Origin of the sequence: Chloracidobacterium sp. (assembly GCA_025057975.1) — a bacterium.
Classification (GTDB): domain Bacteria; phylum Acidobacteriota; class Blastocatellia; order Chloracidobacteriales; family Chloracidobacteriaceae; genus Chloracidobacterium.
The window spans coordinates 41352-65366 of sequence record JANWUV010000007.1 but is presented as its reverse complement, the minus strand read 5'-3'; the positions used below and the strand labels follow the sequence as shown (position 1 = coordinate 65366).

17 protein-coding genes are annotated in these 24015 nt (G+C 59.4%); 7 read left to right on the top strand and 10 right to left on the bottom strand.

Features of this window, described 5'->3' with window-relative positions:
• Positions 1–2: 2 nt before the first annotated feature.
• A complete protein-coding gene (locus tag NZ585_07665; GenBank protein MCS7079914.1) occupies positions 3–2756 on the top strand; it encodes a protein kinase in 2754 nt (917 codons plus the stop codon).
• Positions 2753–4444: a sodium:solute symporter gene (locus tag NZ585_07660; GenBank protein MCS7079913.1), complete on the top strand. Its 1692-nt coding sequence runs from the start codon at positions 2753–2755 to the stop codon at positions 4442–4444. The genes NZ585_07665 and NZ585_07660 overlap by 4 nt, the downstream gene beginning before the upstream one ends.
• 876 nt (positions 4445–5320) lie before the next feature.
• On the opposite strand, the gene NZ585_07655 is transcribed toward NZ585_07660, so the two are convergent.
• Entirely contained in the window at positions 5321–5629 is a 309-nt protein-coding gene (locus tag NZ585_07655; GenBank protein MCS7079912.1) for a hypothetical protein, read from the bottom strand.
• A 995-nt stretch (positions 5630–6624) separates the two neighbouring features.
• Between NZ585_07655 and NZ585_07650 the strand changes: the two genes are divergently transcribed.
• Positions 6625–6816 carry a hypothetical protein gene (locus tag NZ585_07650; GenBank protein ID MCS7079911.1) on the top strand — a complete coding sequence of 64 codons (192 nt, stop codon included), beginning with the start codon at positions 6625–6627 and terminating at the stop codon, positions 6814–6816.
• Between the two features lie 427 nt (positions 6817–7243).
• Positions 7244–7789, top strand: a complete 546-nt coding sequence (locus tag NZ585_07645; protein MCS7079910.1) for a hypothetical protein — start codon at positions 7244–7246, stop codon at positions 7787–7789.
• A 132-nt stretch (positions 7790–7921) separates the two neighbouring features.
• Here the strand turns inward: NZ585_07645 and NZ585_07640 are convergent, their stop codons facing one another.
• The gene (locus NZ585_07640) at positions 7922–11560 is read right to left on the bottom strand and encodes a TonB-dependent receptor (protein MCS7079909.1); all 3639 of its coding nucleotides are present in this window, start codon (positions 11558–11560) and stop codon (positions 7922–7924) included.
• A gap of 313 nt (positions 11561–11873) precedes the next feature.
• On the bottom strand, positions 11874–12689 hold the full coding sequence (gene proC, locus NZ585_07635) for a pyrroline-5-carboxylate reductase (protein ID MCS7079908.1): 816 nt from the start codon (positions 12687–12689) through the stop codon (positions 11874–11876).
• Positions 12690–12932: 243 nt separating this feature from the next.
• On the opposite strand from proC, the gene NZ585_07630 reads away from it, so the two are divergent.
• Together NZ585_07630 and NZ585_07625 are read left to right on the top strand one after the other, a co-directional pair.
• Entirely contained in the window at positions 12933–13700 is a 768-nt protein-coding gene (locus NZ585_07630; GenBank protein ID MCS7079907.1) for a DUF1698 domain-containing protein, read from the top strand.
• Positions 13701–13726: 26 nt separating this feature from the next.
• Positions 13727–16261 carry an FtsX-like permease family protein gene (locus tag NZ585_07625; GenBank protein ID MCS7079906.1) on the top strand — a complete coding sequence of 845 codons (2535 nt, stop codon included), beginning with the start codon at positions 13727–13729 and terminating at the stop codon, positions 16259–16261.
• Between the two features lie 53 nt (positions 16262–16314).
• Here the strand turns inward: NZ585_07625 and mutY are convergent, their stop codons facing one another.
• From mutY to mdh, 6 genes are all read right to left on the bottom strand, one after another.
• Entirely contained in the window at positions 16315–17415 is a 1101-nt protein-coding gene (gene mutY, locus NZ585_07620) for an A/G-specific adenine glycosylase (GenBank protein ID MCS7079905.1), read from the bottom strand.
• Entirely contained in the window at positions 17412–18161 is a 750-nt protein-coding gene (locus NZ585_07615; protein MCS7079904.1) for an SDR family oxidoreductase, read from the bottom strand. The genes mutY and NZ585_07615 overlap by 4 nt, the downstream gene beginning before the upstream one ends.
• A gap of 26 nt (positions 18162–18187) precedes the next feature.
• Positions 18188–19330, bottom strand: a complete 1143-nt coding sequence (locus NZ585_07610) for a hypothetical protein (protein MCS7079903.1) — start codon at positions 19328–19330, stop codon at positions 18188–18190.
• A 91-nt stretch (positions 19331–19421) separates the two neighbouring features.
• Entirely contained in the window at positions 19422–19820 is a 399-nt protein-coding gene (locus tag NZ585_07605; GenBank protein ID MCS7079902.1) for a RidA family protein, read from the bottom strand.
• Complete coding sequence (locus tag NZ585_07600; protein ID MCS7079901.1) at positions 19817–20614, bottom strand: tryptophan 2,3-dioxygenase family protein; 798 nt, start codon at positions 20612–20614, stop codon at positions 19817–19819. The genes NZ585_07605 and NZ585_07600 overlap by 4 nt, the downstream gene beginning before the upstream one ends.
• 278 nt (positions 20615–20892) lie before the next feature.
• Positions 20893–21816: a malate dehydrogenase gene (gene mdh, locus NZ585_07595; protein ID MCS7079900.1), complete on the bottom strand. Its 924-nt coding sequence runs from the start codon at positions 21814–21816 to the stop codon at positions 20893–20895.
• 291 nt (positions 21817–22107) lie between these two features.
• On the opposite strand from mdh, the gene NZ585_07590 reads away from it, so the two are divergent.
• Positions 22108–23076, top strand: a complete 969-nt coding sequence (locus tag NZ585_07590; GenBank protein ID MCS7079899.1) for a 3-hydroxyisobutyryl-CoA hydrolase — start codon at positions 22108–22110, stop codon at positions 23074–23076.
• 70 nt (positions 23077–23146) lie between these two features.
• Here the strand turns inward: NZ585_07590 and ribA are convergent, their stop codons facing one another.
• Complete coding sequence (ribA, locus tag NZ585_07585) at positions 23147–23785, bottom strand: GTP cyclohydrolase II (protein ID MCS7079898.1); 639 nt, start codon at positions 23783–23785, stop codon at positions 23147–23149.
• Between the last annotated feature and the right edge of the window lie 230 nt (positions 23786–24015).

Genomic DNA, 24015 nt, shown 5'->3' with positions numbered 1-24015 from the left:
CTATGCCCGCCGTCGGAACACGCCTTGCGCACTACGAAATCTGTGAAAAGCTTGGTGCCGGCGGCATGGGGGAGGTTTATCGTGCGCGTGACCTTAGACTCAATCGGGATGTCGCTATCAAGGTTTTGCCGCCCCATCTGGTCAATGACCCGGAAGTACGCTTGCGCTTTGAGCGCGAAGCCCGGGCCATCGCCCAGTTGACGCATCCAAACGTGCGCGCCATTTACGACTTTGACGTGGAAGGTGACTGCGCCTTCGCCGTCATGGAATACCTTGAAGGTGAATCCCTGCGCGAACGCCTGCGTCAGGGCCCAGTCTTACGGACAGAAGGGCTGACGATCGCCGTCGCCGTCGCCGAGGGACTCGCCGCTATTCACCAGAAGGGCATCGTTCACCGCGATCTCAAGCCAGAGAACATCTTTCTGACGGCCGATGGACAGGTCAAAATTCTTGACTTTGGGGTGGCGCGCATGTCGAAGCCACAACCCTTTTCAGAAGAGGAGAAAACGGTACGCGCGTCAGAGACCTTTGCCACGTCGCCCGGTATGGTCGTCGGGACTGTTGGCTACATGTCCCCGGAGCAGGTACGTGGTGCGCCGCTCGACGGCCGAAGCGACATTTTCGCCTTGGGTGCGGTGCTGTTTGAAGTCTTTACGGGACGCCGCGCTTTTCCAGGCGCGACGCCGGCGGAAGTCACCGCCGCGATCCTGCGCGACGATCCGCTGGCGCAACTCAGTGAGACGGATGTCCTGCCGGCCGATCTGCGCCGCATCCTCGCGCGGTGCCTGCACCGCCGGCCAGAGCAGCGTTTCCAAAGCGCCTGCGACCTTGCCTTTGTCTTACGCACTCTCCAGCCGGGGACAACGGAAAACGCTCCGGCGGCGAAGACAACGCGCCGCGATGCCACCGTCCCGCCGCTGTCGCAAAAAGTTTTCAAAGATGCTGCGCTGGTCGGCGACCGAAGCTGGTTGTGGTGGGGCGCAGGGGCGCTCGTAGCGGCGGCGCTGGCAGGGATGTTCACTGGCTGGATATGGGGTAGTCGCTCAGCGCCGCCGTTTTTGACCTATACCTACCTGACGAACGCCGGGAGCGACACCACTCCGGCGTGGTCGCCGGATGGTCAAAGCATTGCCTTTGCTTCACAGCGCGACGGCCGGCAGCGCATCTGGATCAAGCGTCTCTCCGGCGAGGATGTCGAGGTGGCGATTACCGAAGGGGAAGACAGTGCGCCGCGTTTCTCGCCTGACGGTCAGCGGATTGTCTTTACACGTCGTGCAAGCGATGGTTCAACGGCGCTTTACGTGGTGTCGTCGCTGGGCGGTGAGCCGCGCAAGGTGGTGGACGACGCCGTGGAAGGCGACTGGTCGCCCGACGGCCGCCGCCTGTGCTTCATCCGTTGGGTTCGGGAGCAGGGCGTTACCTCGACGCTGCTGGAAAGCGTCGAAAGCGACGGCAGCAACCAGCGCCCCGTTGTGCGTCTGCCGGGTTTGCGCCTACGGCGTCCGCGTTGGTCGCCGGACGGTCAATTCATTGCGCTGACTAAGGATGTCGTCGCGGGCAATGTGATCTCGTCGGTCTGGGTCGCCACCGTCGCCACCGGCGAAGTGCGCCAGTTTGACCCGACAGAACGCGGCGGCTATCTGTCCAGCCCTGCTTGGCTTGAAGACAGCGCCACCATCGTCGCCGTTCAGGCGACTTCGCCGGAAGCGCCCAACATCGTTACGCCAGCGCGCGTGCTGGCGTTTGACCTCCGGACGCGCACTGTTCGTGTCATCGCCGCCCTGCCGCACGATACGCCGGTGTGCGACGTGCGGGACGGGCGACTGCTCTACGAAGCCCGTTCACGGCGCGGTAATCTCGTTGAAGTACGGCTTGGCGTGCGGCCCGGCGAGCCGCCGCAGCTGCGCGTGCTGGCGCGCGGCACGAGCATTGACCGTCAACCGCGCTACACGCCAAAGGGCGACGGGCTGGTGTTTACGTCCAATCGAACGGGCAACAACGATGTCTGGCGACTGACCTTCGCTGACGGCCGTCTTGCGCCCCTCACGACACACCCAGCCACCGACTGGGACCCGGCGCTGTCGCCGGACGGCGGCCGGCTGTATTGGAGTTCCAACCGGACCGGCAAGTTTGAAATCTGGACGGCGGCGGCCGACGGGACGCGCGGGCGCGCGCTGACGGCTTTCAACGCGAGCGCCCAGAATCCGACTGTCTCGCCGGACGGCCGGACAATATTCTTTACTGTCAGCGACCATCCCGATTACGGCCTCTGGCGCTTGGGGGTGGACGGCGCAGACGGTCGGCGGCTTGTCGCCGACATGCCGGCGCGGTGGCCCGAGGTGTCGCCGGATGGGCGTTACGTGCTCTATGTCACGACGATGCGCGAAGGCAACGGCAACGCCATCCGCGTTGTACAGGCGACCGACGGCGCGCAGGTTTTTTCCATCGAGACGGGGTTGGGCGGTTTGAGCCATGGCCGCGCACGGTGGTCGCCGGATGGCCGACACATTGCTTGGGTCTCAACCGCTGGCGAGGTAGGCGTTTTCATGCAGGAGTTCCGTCCCGGCGCGGACACCACAGCCACACGCCGCCGCCTCGTGGGGGACATCTTCGGTTCGCCGCCGGAAAGTTTCGCCTTCTCGCCGGACGGACGGGTGCTGGTGGTGGCGGCGAGCGACGATGCGCCGAATCTGATGCTGTGTGCTGGGATTCCTGAGCTTGCACTGGCCGGAAAAAGACGGGCGGCCGTCCCATGACCGGGCTGGATTGGGCCATCGTTGCGGCTTACTTTGCTTATCTCATCGTGGATGGTTTTCGGGCGGGTCGCCGAAGCCGCACGCCGGACGGCTACTTCCGAGCTAACCGCAGTTTGGGTTGGTGGACGGTGGGGCTGTCGGTGATGGCGACGCAGCTCTCGGCCATCACGCTGGTCGGCGCGACGGGGCAGGGCTACGCCGACGGGCTGCGCTTCATTCAGTTTTATTTTGCGCTGCCGGTCGCCATGGTCATCCTCTGCGCGACGGCCGTACCGGGCTTTTACCGAGCCAATGTCTTCACCGCCTACGAGTTTCTGGAACGGCGCTTTGGCGGCTGCGCCCGGACGCTGACAAGCGTCTTTTTTCTGCTGTCGCGGGGGTTGGCGACTTCGGTGGTCATCGCCGCACCGTCGGTTGTGTTGTCGGCGGCGCTGGGCTGGCCTGAGTCCGCCACGATCCTGGTCATGGGCGTCGTAACGACGCTGTACACGGTCGTGGGTGGCGTCCGCGCCGTGGCGTGGAACGATGTCAAGCAGATGGCGGTGATTGGGGTGGGACTGGTTGCCGTGCTGTGGGTGCTGATTGCGCGGTTGCCGCCGACGGTTTCGCTGTGGGACGGCTTGCAGGCGGCCGGCGCGACGGGTCGCCTGACCGCCGTGGATTGGCGATTTGACTGGCGGGAGAAGTACACTGTGTGGTCGGGGCTGCTGGCCTCGCTGTTTTTGTTTCTGTCGTACTTCGGCTGCGATCAAAGCCAAGTCCAGCGGTATCTGGCGGCGGCGTCCATTTGTGATGCGAGGCGGTCGTTGTTGCTCAACGCTGTGGTGAAGATTCCGCTGCAAGCGGCGGTGCTGTTGATTGGCGTGTTGATCTTTGCGTTTTACGTATTTGCGCCGGCGTCGCCACTGGTGTTTACGCCGCAGGCGGAGGCAACACTTGCCGACGACGCGGCGCGGGCGGCTTATGCACAGCTGACGGTGAACTACCGAGCGGCGGTCGAAGCGCGACGGCAGGCGGCGTTGCGCTATGCAGAAACACGGAATGCAGGCGCGGCGGCGACTGAAGCGCGTGAGGCGTTTCTAGCGGCGCAGGGGGCATGCGACCGGCTGCGGCGGGAAGCGACGGCGCTGCTGACGAAGGCGACCGGACGGCCCTTTGACGACACGAACTACGTCTTTCCAACCTTTGTCCTCTCGCAATTGCCGGCGGGACTGGTTGGTTTGGTGTTGGCGGCGGTGTTTGCGGCGGCGATGTCCACGAGCGCGGGCGAACTCAATGCGCTGGCGACGACGACCGCGTTGGACATTTATCAGCGCCGTTTTGCGCCGACGGCGACGGAGGCCGAGTTGGTGGGGGTCGGCAAGTTGGCGACGGTGTTTTGGGGCGTGTGGGCGTGCGTAGGGGCGCTTTACGCCGCGCGGTTGGGTTCGCTCATCGAGGTCGTCAACCGCTTTGGTTCGTGGTTTTACGGGGCGCTCCTGGGGGTGTTTGTCCTAGCTGTCGCCGACCGGTGCGCAAACGGACGTGGCGCCGTCGCCGGTCTGCTGTCGGGGATGGCCGGGGTCTGGCTGCTTGCCGCGACCGACGCCGTAGCCTTTTTGTGGCTCAACGCGGTCGGCTGCGCGGCGACCGTAGTCATCGGGGCGTTGGTCAGCCGATTGCCGTCCAAGGCCGACCATCTGCAATGAGTTAGCAGTGTTCTAGCATAGTAAGTAGATGCTACCCTTTCAATTCGATAAGTAAAAGTTACACTGTTTTTTCGATTATAGGTACATTGACAAATGTTGCTATACGATTTACGAGGGCAATCTTACTGCGACGGTCTTTTGTTGCTTTGAGTCTACCCGAAGCCAACCGGATGAAGCTCTCTTGATGTACTTGAGACTCAACGAGAAGGTCAACATCAAGCCGATTGTAAGAAGTATCTTGGTAAAGTCTTACACCCTTAATCCTTGAGAAATCATAGACAACTTCATGCTCTATGTTATTTCGCCGGATTAGCTGGAGATAAATTTTTTGTAAATTTTTGTCAAAAAAATCATTTGCATTTTAGGATGTAATAGTTTTATTAAAAGAAATGGCAAAATTGACATAACAAGAAGGGATAGAGAGAGAAAAGTGTAAGCTCTAGATGGATTTCCTTGAGAATATAAGCTTTCATTAGTAAGGTAGGCAAGTAAGAACATACAAAATAAAATAAATGAAAGGATTCCAATTAAGCGAACCAATTCAAAGGGCAGCAAGATGCGACCAAAATTAGTTCGCACCTCGTCAATAAGTTCCGGCTTTCCTCTGAGTATTATATTTGAGCGTTACATTCTATAATTTCCATGGTGCTTATTCTAACACTAGCGAGTCACTTAGTTGATGATGTCATCTTTTGTCAGTCATAGCTAAACTTACATTGTGACATAAGGCTACAGTTATTTGTTGCCGATGAGCAGAATCACGTTCTGTATGTCATCATGCATCTTATCGGGTGTGTTTTATTACTTCATTTGAGAAGGTTAATGGATATTCTCTAGTGTATTTTTCTATTATAAGCTATATTTCAAGAGAAAATTCTATTTACAGATTCCAGTCAGAGGCACTTGAATAAAGCCTGCTAACTTTTGTGCGATAGCAATTTTGCTCCTGTGATCTCCTGTAGGTTCTAGCCCTCCTCCAACAACTTCAAGTTTGTAAGAACTAGTAACTAAGTAGACATTTAATTTATCATAGGAATAATCATCAAGAAACTCTATGCTTTTTATACTTGAAAGATGGCATACTTTTCTGGATAAAACTATATCTCTAATAGTCTCTTGATGAGTAACACATTGAGCGATTTTGTCGATAACTATTTCTCTTCTTACTATCCCTATTTTTTTCATTGAGCAGTAATATGAAAGCAAGAATTAAGAGAAATGCTGATGGTATTGCAAGAGCAGTGTCTTTTGGTATGCCTAATCTTACTAAAAGTATCCCAATAAAAAGTATAATCGGTGAAGAAAACAACGGCAAGCCGAGGACAAATACAGCTACGAGTATATTGTTACGATAATATCCTTCCAAAACTATTTTCTCGCTGTTTTCAAAAGTAATTTTCATATTTATAAATTTTTGACAAAGCTAGAGCGTAGTATATTTATCGTCTATTATGCCCAGTGAGTTTGTGTGAGCAATTGATTACTAAAATCCTTTTCTATTGCTGTCGCTAAGTCTACCGAGATTCGGTAAGTGGCACATCTAGGTCCGACAATAATACCAGGTATCTCTGGTGCTACTAGAAGTACTAGAAGTGTAAGACTAGTGATAGAAACTAAAATAAAAGCTAAGAAAGCGCCAAAAAAGGATACACATCCAAGAAGGTCAGATTAATGATCTTCTAGAATCAATCGTTCATCGTTCTCATGAGAAATCTTCACCTCTTACCCCTTATTCGTTAACTCTAAAACCTTGGAGCAGCATCTTCCACTCCTGTTGTTCAAGTTTGTATACATCAATGAACAATGAATTATTTTAAGGTTATCTCTTTGCTCAACTAGATGCTTGTGAACATGCCTGGTGTAGGTAAGAGATGATGTTTTGGTCTCAAAAAGGTCTTTAGACAATTTATTGCTATAAAAAATATAACTAATTGCAAAAGTAGTATTGCGCTTTGGAAGATAGCAAGGCGTGATAAAGATCAACTAAACCGCCTAGTAATCACCCTTCTAATTACTTCAGAAGTAACTCACATTATCTAAACCCCCACCAGTGCCGCCCTATGTCCTTAGAGACTATACCCTAGTATATTTCCTTTGTGTTACTTTGGAGTTAATGGGTTTTGACAAGGAATTGATTAGCAATGTTGATTGCCAGATAGTGTGCGGTCAAGCTTCATGCTGTGCAGCCCGACCAGCGCGCAAACGGACGTAGCGCCGTCGCCGGCCTCCTGTCGGGGATGGTCGGGGTCTGGCTGCTTGCCGCGACCGACGCCGTAGCCTTTTTGTGGCTCAACGCGGTTGGCTGCGTGGCGACCGTGACTATCGGGGCGTTGGTCAACCGGTTGCCGTCCAAGACCGACCGTCTGCAATAGAGTTAAGGCTAGCCTCCGTTTGAAGGCGTAGCGTAGTTTTGGAGAGACATACCGCCCAACATAGCTTGGTGGATAGCAGCGACAGATCTCCAAGGCCGTGAGTGAGTGACACACCTCCCTTCCGCTGGATAGGACGGTAAAGTGACCTAGTTTTTTCCACCGCGTTGGCTTGGGCGGTTTGTGACTCGAAGCGACGCACAAGCGCTTGCCTCCTGCTAAGGCTACTCTTACTGGGCAAGCTGTTTTGCTGGACGCGCTGTGATCGTTGCCTCGCTGCCGCCGATTGGCGGTTTGGCTCGCTCTATTTGTTCGGGAAAGTGCTTCAAGAGAATCAATGGCGGCGTACGCCGGATTACGTCCGGGACAAACCAGCGTGCGCATAATCCGTCCAGCACCCTACACTTTCGCCTGATAGTTGGACGTTCGTATGAGTGAAAAACCGCAAGCCGTTGTCAAGCTGGGCGCAATTCTGGCGCGCTTCTCGGTGTTTACCGGCTTCTGGGCCATCGCCTACTTCTTTATGTGTCTCACAGCGTTCGCCGTCGCCCACCCGCAGTGGCGGTTTACGGTTGACGTGAACGACTTACTGATTTGGTTCAGCCTCTACTTGGTTGTTTCCTTGGCGCTGGGTAATCTGATCGGAGTTGTGTCAAACCTCATTCGCCCCCATACCGGAACGATCACCCACGGCGATTTTGACGGTCGCTTTGCTGGCAACTGGCTGCAGGTGATTCAGTTTTGCTTTGGAACGCTGTCCTCGGGCCTAGTTTTTCTGGCGCTGGCGCGGTTGACGGCTAATCTTGCCCGGCGATGGTTCGGCGTCAGGCTCGACATTCTAGATGGAACGTCACTGCCACTCGCCGCCGTGACAGTGGCGGTCGAGAGTACAGCGACAACCTTGCTGGTGTTAGCCATTATTTTTTACGCCAAAGGTCAACTCGAAGCCGCATGGAAGGCACGACAGGCTGGTTAGGACGCTTTCCGCAAAGCTCTCTCCGTCGCGCTAACACACGCGCCGCCGCGCGCAGGGCGGCGGCGGCCGGAGCCGCACGCCAAACCCCTTGACGTCATTTCACGGGAACATCCGCGCCCAACGACGAGCGCGCTAAAAAGCGAACTTGAAGGCGAACTGAATGATCCGCGGCCCGGTCGTCGTTTCGAGGATGCGCCCAAAGTTAGGCGTCCCGACAACATTGCCCGGATTGGCGAAGTTCGTTTGATTGAAGATGTTGAAAAACTCGGTGCGGAATTCCGCCCGATACCGCTCCTGAAACACCAAAAACTTCACGATTGAGAGGTCCGTGTTGGCCTGCGCCGGCCCGCGCAGCGTGTTGCGCCCAACCGTGCCGAAGTTCCCGACGCCCCTCGAAGGAATAAACCGGCTGGTGTCAAAGTAGCGGTCGAGCCGGCGGCGTACGTCACCAGAAAGACGCCCGTTACCCTGTCCACCGGGCGCGTACGAGGCGCGCGCACCGTCGCTCAAAACCGTGCTGCTGGCGATGGTGAACGGCAGTCCGGTCTGGATGATGGAGACGCCGGACAATTGCCAGTCATTGAGCAACGCTTTGAGGGCAAAGTTGTCGCCACTGTAAAATTTCGGCAGGTCGTACACAAAGCTCACCGCGAGTCGCTGCCGACGGTCAAAGTCCGCCGTCGCACGGTTGCCACGAAACGTCGCCTGATCGCCGAAGTCGGTTGACACGTCGCTAGTACCGAGGGAGGTCAACTGTCCCGAATACTCGTCAATCGCGTGCGACCACGTGTAACTCACCAGTCCCTGCAAGCCTTTCGCTAACCGCCGCGTCAGCGTCGCCTGAAGCGAGTTGTAGCTGGCGACAGCCGACGACTCCTGAACGGAAATAGCGAAGGAAACCAGCGACGGCTGCATGACTTGCGACAGCAACGTACCGAAGGGGCTAACTGTTCCGCCCGGCTCAAAAGGTTGGTTGACGGCTTTGAACCGCTGAAGCTTGCGCGTTTGCGAGCCGACGTAGCTGATTTCCAGCTGGGTGTCTTTGATGAACTCCCACTGGAAGCCAAGCGAGTACTGCTGCACATAAGGTGTACGCAGGTTGCGCCCCGGAAAGATACCCTGTACGGCGACCTGCCGACCACCAACGCAGTACGGTAGTCCTCGGTTGGGGCCCGGCGCACCGGTGCAACTTGTTCCAGGGAAAAACGAAGCATTCCCCGTGTCAATCGGTCCCTGAACCGGCGGAATCGGGGCAAATGGATTTGAGAGACCGCCGCCCGCCACCGCCGGGAAAAACGGCACGAGCGGGAAGACTGGGAAACTGAAGCTGGAGTTGATGACGGTGCGCGCGTTGAAGCGATCATAGTACAGCCCATAGCCGGCGCGCAGAACGAACCGATCCGTTGGCAACGGCTTCCACGCTAAGCCAATGCGCGGCGCGAAGTTGTTCCAATCTGGGTCAGTAAGCCCGCGCCGTGGATCACGGGCGATGCCCGGCAACCCCACACGATTGTTCGATGGGACAAAGAAACCGGCGAACGTCCCAGTGAGATTTGACACGCCGTTCGGACCCACACCGACGGCCGACCGCGCAACAGCTTCATCAAAGGTCGCCATCAGGCCGTCTTTCTCGTAGAAGGGCCCAAAGTAGTCATAGCGCACGCCTAGATTAAGCGTCAGACGGTCGTTGACCTTCCAGTCGTCTTGGAAAAAGAGCGTGAAATCGTTGGCGCGGAAGTCGCGCTTCGCACCGCCCGGCGAAATCACCGACAGAAACGGCGAGGTCAAACCTCCAGTGACCGACGACAGCCCTGGGCTGACGCCCGTGATCAGAAACTCTGTAAACGGCAGCGTCGGCAAAAACTGTGGCGCACGATTGACCGAGCCGGGCGGAATCCCCAGGGCAGCAAACGCGCCAAGACCGGCGGCGTTGGCAAACGCACCCGTGTACTGAATCAGGCCGCGCGCACCGACATTGAAAAACACCCGCTGCCGGTAGGGCCGCGCCTCACCGCCGAACTTCATGCTGTGGCTGCCCACCGTCCACGACACCGTATTGTTGAACGTAAAGCCTTCTGTGATGTTGGAGCTTTCAGAGGTCGTCGCCGGGCCGATTGAGAACATATTGGCAAAGGTAAAGCCCGGCAGACCCGGAAACCGCGCTGCGCTCGGCGAGTTGATGCCGAAATCGGCCGCACGGAAGGGCTCGGTCGGTCGGCCTTCAGTAATGATCCGGTTGTAGCCGAACCGAAATTCATTGATGAGGGTTGGACGCAGGATACCAGTCCAAGAAGCAGTGGTGACACGGTTGTTGGTAATAGCGTCCACCGGGTATCCCGGCAGCTGAAGGGGGTTGCCGCCCCCGAACTGCCGAAACAGCCCCTGCTTGACCTTATTATTGGCGAAGAAAAACTTACCCGAAACGCGATGGTTGTCGTTGATCTGCCAGTCGCCGTTCGTGTTGAACTGCTCTTCGCGGAAGGTGGATTCCGCCACTTGAACGCCGGTCGTCCGGCCGTTCCCGCTGGGGATGAGAAACTGACCGTTGGGATACCGCGCTTGGAGCAGCCGTACCTGCGGCGAAGTCGCAAAAGCCGCCGAGTTGATGAACGGCGCAAAGCCGGGCGCACGGTTCAGCGCAATCGCCCGAATGGCGGCCAGTGAGCGGTCGTCGGTCAGGTCCGGCGCCGGATTGAACGGAGCAATGCTGTTGTTGGTCGAAGTGCCGTTGGTTTCGCGCGTCCCTTGGTACGAACCGAAGAAGAACAGTCGGTTCTTGACAATGGGACCACCCAGAGTGCCGCCGTACTGTTTGCGGTTGTTCGCCTGACGCGGAATCCCACCTCGTTTGAGGAAGAAGTTATTGGCGTTGAGCGCCTGATCGCGTAGGAAGAAATAGGCGTTGCCGTGAAACTCGTTCGTCCCAGACTTAGTCACCGCCGCCACGATGCCGCCAACATTGCGCCCGGCGGAGGCGTCATACTGGCTGGTCTGAACGATAAACTCCTGAAGGGTGTCGGTCGCCGGTACGGCCAGGTTGGCGAACGAGCCGGTTCCAATCGAGTTGACATCAATCCCGTTGATGAGAATTGAGTTGCTGGTGGTGCGCTGCCCGTTGACGTTGATGGCCGTGTCGCCGCGTCCGACTTCCGCCGTGTTGAAGACGTTGGACGCCGCGCCGGCTGACAGCGCTAGAAGTTGCTGAAAGTTGCGCGTCGGCAGCGGCAGCTGGCGGATGTTTCGTTCGTCCACGACCCGACCATGCGCAGCCGAATCAGCTTGAATCAGCGGCGCTTCCCCAGAGACGTTGACGACCTCCGACGCCGCCTCGCCAATTTCAAGACTGACATCGCTGGTTGTGACGCCCGTGATGTTGATGGTGATGTTTTCCGTCACGCTTGTCTTGAAGCCGGAAGCGCGGACTTCAAGCCGATACTTCCCCGGCGGCAGCAGGGTGAAGACGTAGTCGCCGTTGCCGCCGGTCGTCGCCTCACGCTTACTTCCTGTCGCCTGCTCGATAAGCGTCACCGCCGCGCCGCTGACCACTGCGCCCTGCGGATCGCGCACCGTACCGCGCAGTTGACCGGTGCTTGCCGATTGCGCCGCACAGGGCGCAGCGCCAAAGCCCAAAGCGAAACACAACGCCAACCACAGGGCGACGACCATCCGCCGCCGGACGGACTGCGTCAATCGGTTTTGTTGAGCGATGGACGAGAGAGCGTTTCCTGTCCCGCATTGACGAAAGCGCCGGTTGCACACCTTCAAGGCCATAGCAAGCACTCACCCTCAAGAGATCTGTTTTTGCAAACCTACTTCGGCGGGGAACTTCGCCGGTCGGCATGGGGTTGCCGCAGCGCCGCCAAGCGCGTTATGGAGAAACCATGCCACGTTGGACATTTTGACGCGGAAGATACGCCGCAACGGTAAGCGCGTCAATTCAAAAATAGTCAAAACCTAAAAGGGTCAGGGCGCGAAATGGTTTCCAGCCACATCAGCGTACAGACAGCGCCGCCCGACTGCGCTTCGCGAGCGGTCGCAGTCTAGTGCACAAGGCGCGCCAAGGCCACACTTTGAAGGGAAGCCGTTAGCCGTTGACCAACTCGCGGGCGCGTTCGGCGGCCCGGACAACTGCCTTGATGAGCGTCACACGGAGTTTGCCTTCTTCCAGTTCAAGCAGGCCGTCCACGGTACAGCCGGCCGGCGTCGTCACGCTGTCCTTGAGCAAGGCTGGATGTTGCCCAGTTTCCAGCGCCAGTTTGGCCGCGCCAAGCATCGTTTGCGCCGCCAGCAGCGTTGAAATGTCGCGCGGGATGCCAAGCTTGACGCCGGCTTCGGAAAGCGCCTCGAGAACAACGTAGAGGTAGGCCGGCCCACTCCCCGAAAGCCCCGTCACGGCGTCCATCAGCTTTTCTTCGAGGAACGCCGTCCGCCCGACGGCGCTGAAAATCTCTTCGGCCAAGCGTTGGTGTTCCGGCGTCGCGCGCCGTCCGGCGCAAAGCACCGACATGCCTTCGTTGAGCAGCGCCGGCGTGTTAGGCATGACGCGAATGACAGGAGCCGGAAAGGGCAGGCGTTCTTCGATGTATGCAGTGCTGACCGACGCCGCAACGCTAATGAAGAGCTGTGACGGGGAGACCGCCGGGGCGATGCTTTCCAGCACGGCCGTCATGTTCTGCGGCTTGACGGCCAAAATGACAATGTCGCGTCCAGCGACGGCGGCGGCGTTGTCGGTTGTCGCCGGGATGCCGAGCCGCAACTCGACGCGCGCTATTGAGGATTGACGGGCGACCGAGCCGATGAGATTGGTGCGTTCTACGTCGGCGCGGCGGATCAAGCCTGCAACCAACGCTTCGCCCAGTTTTCCGACGCCAAGGATAGCGATTTTTTTGTCGTACAGCATGGCCGGTCTCATCCAGTTCGCCAGTGAGGGTTCGACACGCCTTGGAAGAAGCGCTTTGCTCGCCGCCGTCCGACACAAGGCGCTGTCGCCGGCTCAATGACAAACGCCGGCGGGTTCACATACCATGGCGGCCCAGCGATGTGAAATCGCCGGGCCACGAATGTTGGCTTTAGTCCCTCAAAGCGGCGCTCCGCCGGCGGCGTGAGCGTTTGGCGTCCAACTAAGCTGGAGGCAGGGGGTTGGATGGACACTGAGCTGGTACGAAAGTTGGTCACCGCCCACCAATGGCATCATGATTTTGAAGTTGCGCCGGGTGTGCGTACGTACGGAGCGTACAATCCTGAGGAGCTCTGGCATGAGTTGGCGCTGCCGGAGGATATGACCGGCTTGCGAGTGGCGGATGTTGGGGCTTCCAACGGCTACTTCAGCTTCATGGCGCACAGGCGCGGCGCTCAGGTCACAGCGTTTGACTACCGTCACCGGGATAACTCCGGGTTCGCCCTGTTGTCATGGATCCAGGGTGTAGACATCCCCCACCATCAGGTCAACGTCCTAGACCTGTCGCCTGAAACCTACGGCCGGTTTGACATCGTGTTAGCGTTGGGATTGCTCTACCACACCGCTGACCCCTATCGGGCCCTTTCCAACTGCGCTGAACTGTCTTCCGAGCGCCTGCTAGTCGAGTCCTACTGCATTGACCACCTCCTGCCGGAGGAACTGCGAAGCGAACCGGTAATGCGGTTTTTGCCCGACCCGGCGCGTTTTCCTGATCATGGGCAGCCCAACAATGACCCCAGCAACTTCTGGGGCTTCACCTCCGCTTGTTTGAAGCTCATGGTTGAGGACGTTGGCTTTGCAGTTGATCGAATACGGGTCAGGGCGGATCGCGTGTTGCTCGACGCTCATCGAGTCGGAGGGCATGAGCATCGCCAAATGCTGGCCTACCGGTGCTTTGACCAGCGGCCGCCGATGGGTGACCTGTACAACCCCGCATCTTGGACGATCTTCTAGCCTGTTTTCCGTCATCGTCGCCCGCCATGCTGTTTTCCCTGCGTATGCTCTGGCGCGAGGCGCGCGCCCTGTGGCGTCAGATGTTGTTTTTCTTTCTATGCATTGCCGTTGGGTCCGGGTTAGTCATCACCTTGCGATCAGCGGTTCAGAACATCCGCGTCGCGCTTGTCCGCCAAACGCGCGCTTTTATCGGGGCGGACTTAGAAGTGCGGATGCCATACCGGCGGGTCGCAGCACTGCGCCCACAGCTGGATGAGGTTCTCGTCACATTCCCAGACGCAACCCGTACGGATGTCGTCGAATTTGAAACCGGCATCGTCGCTGGTCGTGACGAGCCGGTGCGTATCTTCGTCCGCGCCGTGGATGAGCGTTATCCCCTTGAAGGTGAAGTTGCACTGCAAGGCGTAACCTACCGCTACGACTTGCTCGCCGGTCGCGGCGCGGTGGTCGCGCCGACGCTGCTTGACCGCTTAGGCATCGGCGTCGGCTCACCGCTGAAGATCGGACAAGAGACGTTCACCATTCGTGGCGTCCTCAAGCGAGAAACGACCTCGCGCGCCTTCGGCGCGTTGCCGACGGTCCTTTTGAGCAGCGCCGACCTCAAAACGACAGGCTTGCTCACCACTGACGGCTTGACGGCGAACTACTTTATCCGTCTGCGTGTCGGCGACCGTCTGGAACGGATTGAAGAGTTGGCGGCGGCGCTGCGGCGGGCGCTTGCCGCTGACAAAGGGGTGAGGGTCGAAACGGCGCGCGCGCGTGAAGCGCGCGTCGCCGAACGACTTGAGGAAACCGAAAATTTTTTCAGTCTCGTTGGCGTCGCCGTCATCATGCTGGGCGGGGCGGGCGTCGCCGGCGCCACCTACACCATCATCGGCCAGCGCATTCGGACAATCGCCGTTCTGAAGTGTCTAGGCGCTTCCAGCCGGCTGGTCTTCCGCCTGTACGCCTTGCAAATGGCGCTGCTCGGCTTAGCCGGCGGCGTCTTTGGCTGGGCGGGAGCAGCGCTCGCCCGTCGGCTTTTTGGCCCGCGGGTGGCGGCGCGATTTCCATTCCCGGTCACCTTTGAACTTACCTGGTCGGCGATTGGGCAAGGCGTCGGCGTTAGCCTGATCGCTGCGCTCGCGTTTTCCGTCGTACCACTGCTGAGTACACGCGGCGTCAAACCCAGTGTTTTGCTTCGCAGCCAAGTCGAGGCGCTCCACATCCCGCTGCGGTGGGCGGTCCCGGTCGGACTGGCGGCGACAGCGGTGCTCTATGCGCTTTTTCTCTGGCAGGCCGGGACGTTCAACCTTGGCAACGCGGTGTTTCAGGCAACGGCTGTGACATTAGCGGGGCTATACGGCGTTGGTTGGACGCTGATGCGCCTAGCTTGGGCGGCTCGGCGGGTCACTTCCTTCACGATACGCTACGGGCTGGCGGCGTTGCGGCGTCCGGGCAATCAGGCGACGGCGATTGTCGTGACAGTCGGGGTCGGCGTGTTTTTCGCCCTAACAGTACGCTTGTTGGAGCGGAACATCCGCTATAACCTTGACCTAGCCGTCGCGGAAAATCTTCCCAATCTCATCGTGGCGAATGTGCTTCCTTCGCAGGCCGAAGCCGTCGGCGCCTTGGTGGAGCGCCAGGTGCAGGTGCGACCGACTTTAGTGCCGATTATTTCGGCGCGCATCACAGCAATTAACGATCGACGGATTAACTTCGCCGCCATCAAGGATGCCAGCCGACGCGCCGCCGTCGATCGGGAGTTTCGGCTCACGTATCGCGCCGACCTGCTTGCCGGCGAACAACTCGTAGACGGCGAATGGTGGTCGCCATCGCCTTCGGACACCTTGGAGCTGTCGCTGGAAACCTTCACCCAGAGAAATCTCGGCGTTCGCGTTGGAGACCGCTTGACGCTGGATATTCAGGGTCGTGAGGTGGTGGGCGTCATTCGCAACATCCGCCGGATTGACCCACGCCGTAGCTGGCAATTTTTCGCCATCGTCGCTCGGCCGGGTGGTCCCTTGGATCAAGCGCCACAGACGCTTTTTGGGGCCGTTCGAACTCCCGCCGTTGAAAAATCGCCGGAGACGTTTCAGAAGCTGTATCTTGAGGTTGTACGGGCGTATCCGAATGTTTCCGTCGCGCTGACCGGCGACGCCGTGCGGGTGGCGCGTGAAATCCTAACGGGCATCCAAACGGCCTTGGGCGTCATCGGCGGCTTGGTCGTGTTGAGCGGCCTTGCTATGCTGGTTGGCGCTGTCGCCCTGACGCGCTACCAGCGCCAGTATGAAACCGCCTTGCTCAAGACCCTTGGGGCGCGTTTCGCCACGCTGATCGGCGTCACGGTCATTGAGTATGGGGCGCTAGGTGTGACGGCGGCTGTCATTGGCGGCGGCAGCGCCCTGGGCGCCAGTTGGTATCTGGCGCAGCGTATCCTCCGTATTGAGTGGCAACCTTTCTGGGGTGACTGTCTGGCGGGCGTTGTTGCAACGGTTGTTCTAGTCGTTGCCGTCGGAAGTCTGGCGAGTTGGGATGTTTTGCGAAGAAAGCCGCTTAGCGTGCTGCGAAGCGGCGACTAGCGCGCTTTCGAGGAAGATGTCGTGAGTTGGCCTCTATTCGGCGGGTTGACTTGCTACATTTTCTCGAAAAGCGCACTGGCCGGTCGCTCGTTGCGTCCCAAGCTTTCCCGTGCGGCGAGCCGCCGGGCGACCTGCGTCAGCGGCAGTTCATCGAGCGTTTTGTGTGTCGCCCACTGCGCTTCAACGCCGGTAACGTCACACGGCGCTTCAACTTCAACTAGAAAGATTTGCAGCGTTTGCCGGAAGTGCGTGAAGTCATGCGTCAATGTCAGCCCCGGCTGCATCCGTTGCGCCGTCAACCCTAGTTCCCGCAAACATCGCTCAGCCGCCGCTTGGTCGGCTTCGCCGTCTAGACAAGCGATGGTCGGAAACTCCCACAATCCGCCCAACAGCTTCGTCGTCGCCCGCCGGACAACTAACCGCCGGTCGGCGCACTGCACAAGCAGGCAGACGAATGGACGTACCGGACGCGCCTTGCGCGGCGACCGGAGCGGATACAGGGCTGTCAACCCTGCCTGCCGCGCATCACAGGCGTTCGATAGGGGGCAAGCGTCGCAGCGCGGCCGGCGCGGTCGGCAGACGGTTGCACCAAGCTCCATCAGGGCTTGGTTGACATCGCCCGGACGCTCGCCCGCCGCCAGCGCCTGCGCCGTCGTCCAGACAACGGTCTGCTGGCGCGCATGGTCATCGCCAATTGCCGTCGCCGCTAAACGAGCCACAACGCGCCGCACGTTGCCGTCAATTGCAGCGACCGGTTCTCCAAAGGCCATCGAAGCCACAGCCGCCGCCGTATAGTCGCCGACGCCCGGCAGCGTTCGCCACTCAGCCGCCGCGCGCGGCAGCGCCCCGCCGCGTTCCACGCAGATAAGCCGCGCCGCTTCGTGCAACCGACGCGCACGCTGGTAGTAGCCTAGCCCTTCCCACTGCTTGAGCACTTCGGCCGGATCGGCCGCCGCCAGCGATTCAACTGTTGGAAAGCGTTTGATAAACCGCGCGTAGTACGCCGCCGCGCGCGCCGCCTGCGTCTGCTGGGTCAGCGTTTCAGCCACCCACAGCCGGTACGGATCGGTCGTCGTACGCCACGGCAGGTCGCGCCGATGTTGGTCAAACCACGCCAGCAACCGCTGCCGCAAAGAGGCGACTTCGCGTTTCACGTCACCGTGCCGCCGTCAAGAATAATGACCTCGCCGTTCATGTAGGCGTTGCGGTCGGACACCAGAAACGCCGCCAGTTCGCCGATTTCCTGCGGCTTGCCGAGCCGGCCGACGGAACACCACATTTCGTAGCTTTCGCGGAACCGATCCGGCAGGGTATGCCCAAGGTCGGTGTCGAAAATCCCAGCGGCGATAGCATTAACCAGCACGCCGAACGCCGCGCCTTCGCGCGCCAGCATTTTCGTGAAACCGACAACGGCTGCTTTCGAGGTGGCGTAGTGAACACTGGTCGGAACAGTGCGGATGCCGCCAATCGAGCCGATGTTGAGAATCCGGCCGTAGCGCCGCCGCGCCATGTGTCGAAACACCGGCTTGGTGACGTTAAACAAGCCGTTGAGATTGACGTCCATGACCTCGTCCCAAGCTTTGTCACTCATGGTGAGGAACATGTCCGGGCGGTTAATGGCGGCGTTGTTGACCAAAATGTCAATCCGCTCGAAATCGTTCAGCGCGTCCTGCACCATTCGCTTCACCGAGGGTCGGTCGGCGACTGACGCGCGGTAAGTCACGACACGGCGACCGTAGGCGCGCACGGCGGCGGCGGCTTCTTCAGCCGCCGCATCGTTAGTGTGGTAGTTGAGGGCGATATCACAGCCTTCACGGGCGAAGACTTCACAGATGCCCCGTCCAATGCCGCGCGAGCCGCCCGTCACGAGCGCCACCTTACCTTCCAGCAATTTCGACATGGCGGTTTGGTTGCGCGCTCCTAAGCTTATGCGGGGACAAGGGCTGAGATTTCGTTGACGATGCGCTGCGTCGCGTCGGGAACGCCCAGCGCCGCCGCCGCCTCGCGCATGGCTTTCAACCGCATCGGCGTACTCAGTAAATGCCGCAGGATGGGTACAATGTCCTCGGCCCGGCGCAGGAGCAAGCCAGCATTGTGTTCTTCCAGTAGCACGCCCGTCCCAGCTTCTTGCGGCATTGGCGGCGTCACGGCGTCGGCGATAATAGGTAGCCGCGTCGCCAACGCCTCAAATGTCGTCAAACCGCCCAGCTTTGAAACCATGACATCCGACGCGCGCATCAGGCGCTCCATATGGTTGGAAAAACCCAGTACCTTGACCGGAAAGCGCGCCTGCCGGGCCAGTGCGCGCGCCTCCTCCGCCAACCGCTCGTTTTTGCCGGTTAGGAAAATCACCTGTAGGTCAAGGTCAGCCGCCACCAGCGTCCGGTAAATCCGGGGGATGTTGCCGCCGCCGACCCAACCGGCGTTGACAAAGACTGTGAACTTGTTCGGATTGAGTCCCAACTCGGCGCGCAGAAGCTGGGGATCAAGCTGGTTGGCTTCCTGAAACTTCGGGTGAATCGGCATGCCGATGACACGAATTCGGTGCTCGGCGACGCCGTATTCCAGCAGCTCGGCTTTGGCGCGCTCGTGCGCCACAATGTAGAGGTCAACAAACTCGTCACCCCACGCCCGCCAAGAATTCCCACAGGGATCAGTGACGACCGTCACAAACGGGATTTTCCCGCTCAGGTTGAGGTCGTGCAGGATACGCCCAATCGGGTACTGGAACATCGGGTGTACCGAAACAATCAGGTTCGGGCAGTGTTTATCAAACAGGCGTTCGAGGTAAGGCTTGGCGTACCGCTTGATGATGCTCCAGCGTTCGGGGTGATAGCGGTTGATGAGACGATGGTAGTACTTGACGTACTTCTGGTGCGAACGCAGCAGGAAGTTGTACACATTGCCCGCCGCCCGCGTTGCGGCGCTGCACTCTTCCAGCGCATGGGCTATGTGAACCAAAAACCTGACGCCTTCGGCGACCTTGCTCAAGCCAGCTTCGAGCGCGCGAGCGGCGCTTGTGTGGCCTCCGCCGGTGTCGGAGGTCAAAATGAGAATTTTTCTTTCCACGCTTCCCTCGCCATGTGGGGGATGTGACGCCTAACCGGAGCCGCACTATAATGACGCCGTTTGGCTGGAAACAAGTCGTTGACGCGGCGCGTTACCCACCCGTTCGGGACGGGATGACGGCGATGCACTCAATCTCCACCCGCACGTCCTTGGGCAGCCGGGCAACCTCAACGGTCGAGCGGGCCGGCGGTTCACTAGGGAAGAAGGTTGCGTAGACCTCGTTCATCGCTTGAAAGTCGTTCAGGTCCTTGAGAAACACCGTCGTCTTGACGACGTGGGACAAATCGCCGCCGGCCGCCCGCACTACGGCCGCCAGATTCTTAAGAACCTGTCGAGTCTGCGTGGCGACATCGTCGCCAACGATGGTCATCGTGGCCGGATCAAGCGGGATTTGTCCCGATGTGAAAAGCCAATCGCCAACCCGTACGGCTTGGGCATAAGGGCCAATGGCGGCCGGGGCTTGGTCGGTGACGATACGTGTGGTCGTCATGGCTGCGTCTCCTGTAAAGGCGTCGCCTGTGTGCTGGCCTCCGGGTCAAGGTCGGCGAAGTAACGCCGGGTGTGGCGTTTGCCGATTTCGAGGTTGTCACGGCATGAGCGCGTATTGCCAACCGTGCCGGCCGATTCGCTGAAGTCACGTCCAAGTACCTTAGCGGCCGTTTCAGCGTGTCGCCGCCGCCAGTCGGCTAGTTGCCGGTCCAGCGCCACGAGTTCGCGTTGTAATGCGGCCAACTGCCCCGGGTCGGTCGTCGGCGCGGCGGCGACGCGCTCGTAGGCGCGGCGCAAATTGCCGGTTCGCTCGACTTCGCCGATAACCTGCGCTATCAGCCCGTCGGGTCCGCCGTACTTGGCGAGGAAATCCCGCATGCCGGGACCATCAATCAGGTGGTGGTAAAGCGTATCCGGCGTGCGTCCAACCAGCAGCTCAATGACCGTAAGTTGGACGCTTTGCAGACCCGACGTGTGTTGGAGCGCGCCGCGAAACGCAAGAAAGCTCTCGCGGGTGAGCGTCTTCATCACCTCGAAGCCCTGCACGGCGAGCGCAAATTCCAAATTGCACCGATGCAAGAGATCGGTCGCAGCGACGATTTCGGGCGGCGTTAGGTTGAGGCGGCGAATGATTTCCCGAAGGTCGCGGATGACCTGCGCGAACCAGAACTCAAAGTGCTGATGGACGGCGATGAACATCACCTCGTCGTAGCAGTCGGTCTGCCGTTCAGATTGCAGGTCGTGGATGGCGTCGAGCTTGACGTAATCCCAGTAGGTGAGTGGTGAGCCGGTCATCAGGTGTGTGTTTCGTGTCGGGGAGGTGTTGGCCTCTACGATGACTTGAAATATATCGCTTCAGCGACGGCGGCGCCGCGTCTTTTGCATCGCGCCGGTTATCCTAACGGGGCGGGGGAAGCCCGCCCCACAGCGTTTATGGAACAGAGTGGAAACCCCGCGCCAAGAAGCGGCGCTGCGGTTGGGCGTGACGGCGGATCGTCCGCGACGGCGAACAGTAAGCCGCGCCGTGCATTTTTCGCCGACTGTCCGCTCCGCTCGCACCCGCTGCCGCGCGCCTATTTGAGCAGGTTGACTAGTTCCCGTACGGCGTCCGCCGACCTCCGCAAGGCGGCGGCTTCATCGTCGGTGAGCTTAATTTCGATAATCTGCTCAACCCCGCCTTGGCCGAGTTTGACCGGTACGCCGATAAACAGTCCTTCCAGGCCGTATTCCCCCTGCAGCAGCGCCGCACAGGGCAAGATTTTTTTCTTGTCTTTGATGATGGCCTCAACCATTTCCACCGTCGCGGCAGCTGGCGCATACCAAGCGGATGTCCCCAGCAACTTGACGATTTCCGCGCCGCCGTTGCGTGTCCGTTCAACGATGGCAGCGATGGTTTCCGCCGGCAGCAGTTCCGTGACTGGAATGCCCGCGCACGTTGAGTAACGTGGCAGCGGCACCATCGTGTCGCCGTGGCCGCCAAGGACAAAGGCCGTGATGTTTTCCACCGACACCTTAAGCGCGTCCGCAAGGAAATAGCGCATGCGCGCAGAGTCGAGGACACCCGCCATGCCGACGACGCGCTCGCGCGGAAAGCCGGAGACGCGGTGCGCAACCGTACACATAGCGTCCAGCGGGTTAGCAACGACGACCAAAACCGCGTTGGGCGAACGCGGCGCAACCTGTTCCGTTACGCTGGCGACAATCTTCTGGTTGACTTCCACAAGGTCATCGCGGCTCATTCCCGGCTTGCGCGGTGCGCCGGAAGTAATCACCACAACATCGGAATCGTTGGTAGCGTCGTAGTTGGTGACGCCCGTCACCAGCGCATCGTAGCCCTCAATCGGAGCCATTTCGTTCAAGTCCAAGCCTTTGCCCTGCGGCAGGCCCTCAACAATGTCCACCAATACGACATCGCCAAGCTCCTTGAGAACCAGCAACTCGGCGACAGTTGCGCCAACGTTTCCTGCTCCGACAACGGTGATTTTTTTACGTCCCATGATGGCTTCCCCTGTGCGGTGAAAATGAAGGATGCGACGGGCGTGCGCCCTTGGCGGCCGAGCCTAGCGCAACCGCCGTGCGGTTTCACGCGCTTTGTGCGCCGGCGTACACAGCGCCCGGCGGTTGAGCAGGCGGCCTCGGATCGCCGCAACGCGGGCTTGCGTGGATTGCCGAGTAAACGCCGTCGGCTTCACCAACGTGCGCTAGCGTATTCCGCTGTCCGCCTTTATGATGCCACCGACCTTGGCGGCGGTCGGCGCGCTTTCGTGCGCCGTCGCCCTTGAGCGGCTATGAACGAAGAACAGGTGCATCTTGAGAAGCAGGCGGGCGTCGCCGTTCTGACGCTCAACCGCCCACAGGTCATCAATGTTCTAACCACCGACATGCTGCGCAGACTTGATCAGGCGCTGGATGACCTTGCCGCCGACGCTGACGTTCACACCGTGCTTTTACGCGGCGCAGGAACGCGCGGTTTCTGCGCTGGAGCGGATGTCAAATGGCTTCGGCAGTGTGTACTCGACGGCCGCGCGGAAGTGGGCGATGAATTCTTCGCCGTGGAGTATGCGCTCGACCTGCGGCTTCGTCATTTCCCAAAGCCGATCGTAGCAGTGATGGAAGGGGTGACGATGGGCGGTGGGCTGGGGTTGGCAATTGGCGCGCGCTACCGGATTGCTACGCCGACGACGCGCTTGGCGATGCCGGAGGTGCACATCGGCTTTTTCCCTGATGTAGGGGCGAGTTGGTTTCTCAACCAACTGCCCGGCGCGTGGGGACGTTACTTAGCGCTGACCGGTGAGAGTATTGACGGCGCGACAGCGCGGGCGCTCGGTCTGGCGACCCACCATCTGACGGCGGAGCAGGTGGCCGACCTACCTCGTCTCTTGGCGGAACATGGCGTTCCGGCGTTCCTCGACCGCTGGGAGACCCCAGCGAAAGCGCCGGTTGAACGTCAAGCTTGGGTTGATCAGCATTTTGGTCAAGCGTCGCTAGAAGCTATTTTGGCGTCATTGGACGCCGCCGATGACGAGTGGTCACGGCAGGCGCGGCGAAACCTGCGCGCCGCCTCCCCTTACAGCCTCAAGGTGACGTGGGACCTCGTGTGCGCCGCGCCCCCGGCGTCGCTCGAAGCCGCGTTTGCGCAGGAGAGGGAAGCCGCGCAGCGGGCGATTCGGCATCCTGATTACGCCGAAGGCGTCCGAGCGCGGCTGGTGGATAAGGATTTTCAGCCGCGTTGGGCGGCTTCGCAAGCGGACGACTGAGCCAAGATTGTGGGAAACGGTACGGGGCCGCCGGGGGTCGGCCCGTTCCCGCCCACACCTGTCAGCGTCGTCAGACGACGCTGAGTAGGTGTCCCATTTTTTCCTTCTTCGTGCGCAAGTAACCGATTGAGGGCGCACGCGGCGACAGTTCAATCGGTACGCGCTCGACAACTTCCAAGCCGGCGTCGCGCAACGCCGCCAGTTTGCGCGGATTGTTCGACATCAGGCGTATTTTTCGTAATCCAAGCTCGCACAGAATCTCCGCGCACTGCGTGTAATCGCGGGCGTCCACATCAAAACCCAACCGCAGGTTGGCTTCAATTGTATCAGCCCCCTGATCCTGAAGGGCGTAGGCGCGAATCTTGTTCAGAATCCCAATACCCCGCCCCTCCTGTTGTTGGTAGATAATGACACCTAGGCCAGCGGCGGCGATTTTTTCCATAGCCCGCTGCAACTGCGGGCCGCAGTCACACTTGATCGAATGAAAAACATCGCCGGTCAGGCACTGGGAGTGAATCCGAACAAGGGTGGGCGTCTGTGGGTTGGGGACGCCCTTGAGCAAAGCGACAAACTCTTCGTCGCTCGTCAGGCTGCGATACCCAAGAATGCGAAACAGACCAAATTCCGTGGGGAGATTCGCTTCTGCGACGCGCTCAACCGTGAGCGCTGGCGCGTTGTCGCTGACTCTTTCCCCAAGCATGCCGTCCATGTGTCGTCTCCACTTTCTATTTGTTGTCCTGCGCCGTCTCCCAATCGGTTTTCCCGGCGCAGGCTGGCTCCGGCTTCGTGGGGCAAAAAGCCGGACGCAAGTAAGCCCTATCGTAGAAAGCGTTTTATCCGAACGGCAAGCCGCTCTGCCGTCCGTAGGCCCGGGCAAGAAGGCAACAGCCGCGACGCTTTCAGGCGCTCAACAGCAGGGTGGTCGCCCAAACTGAGCGC

What these genes read in the sequence shown, in the direction of transcription:
- NZ585_07665 (MCS7079914.1), top strand. Translation starts at nt 3, where the DNA reads ATGCCCGCCGTCGGAACACGCCTTGCGCACTACGAAATCTGTGAAAAG.
- NZ585_07660 (MCS7079913.1), top strand. Translation starts at nt 2,753, where the DNA reads ATGACCGGGCTGGATTGGGCCATCGTTGCGGCTTACTTTGCTTATCTC.
- NZ585_07655 (MCS7079912.1), bottom strand. Translation starts at nt 5,629, where the DNA reads ATGAAAAAAATAGGGATAGTAAGAAGAGAAATAGTTATCGACAAAATC.
- NZ585_07645 (MCS7079910.1), top strand. Translation starts at nt 7,244, where the DNA reads ATGAGTGAAAAACCGCAAGCCGTTGTCAAGCTGGGCGCAATTCTGGCG.
- NZ585_07640 (MCS7079909.1), bottom strand. Translation starts at nt 11,560, where the DNA reads ATGGCCTTGAAGGTGTGCAACCGGCGCTTTCGTCAATGCGGGACAGGA.
- proC (MCS7079908.1), bottom strand. Translation starts at nt 12,689, where the DNA reads ATGCTGTACGACAAAAAAATCGCTATCCTTGGCGTCGGAAAACTGGGC.
- NZ585_07630 (MCS7079907.1), top strand. Translation starts at nt 12,933, where the DNA reads ATGGACACTGAGCTGGTACGAAAGTTGGTCACCGCCCACCAATGGCAT.
- NZ585_07625 (MCS7079906.1), top strand. Translation starts at nt 13,727, where the DNA reads ATGCTGTTTTCCCTGCGTATGCTCTGGCGCGAGGCGCGCGCCCTGTGG.
- NZ585_07615 (MCS7079904.1), bottom strand. Translation starts at nt 18,161, where the DNA reads ATGTCGAAATTGCTGGAAGGTAAGGTGGCGCTCGTGACGGGCGGCTCG.
- NZ585_07605 (MCS7079902.1), bottom strand. Translation starts at nt 19,820, where the DNA reads ATGACGACCACACGTATCGTCACCGACCAAGCCCCGGCCGCCATTGGC.
- NZ585_07600 (MCS7079901.1), bottom strand. Translation starts at nt 20,614, where the DNA reads ATGACCGGCTCACCACTCACCTACTGGGATTACGTCAAGCTCGACGCC.
- mdh (MCS7079900.1), bottom strand. Translation starts at nt 21,816, where the DNA reads ATGGGACGTAAAAAAATCACCGTTGTCGGAGCAGGAAACGTTGGCGCA.
- NZ585_07590 (MCS7079899.1), top strand. Translation starts at nt 22,108, where the DNA reads ATGAACGAAGAACAGGTGCATCTTGAGAAGCAGGCGGGCGTCGCCGTT.
- ribA (MCS7079898.1), bottom strand. Translation starts at nt 23,785, where the DNA reads ATGGACGGCATGCTTGGGGAAAGAGTCAGCGACAACGCGCCAGCGCTC.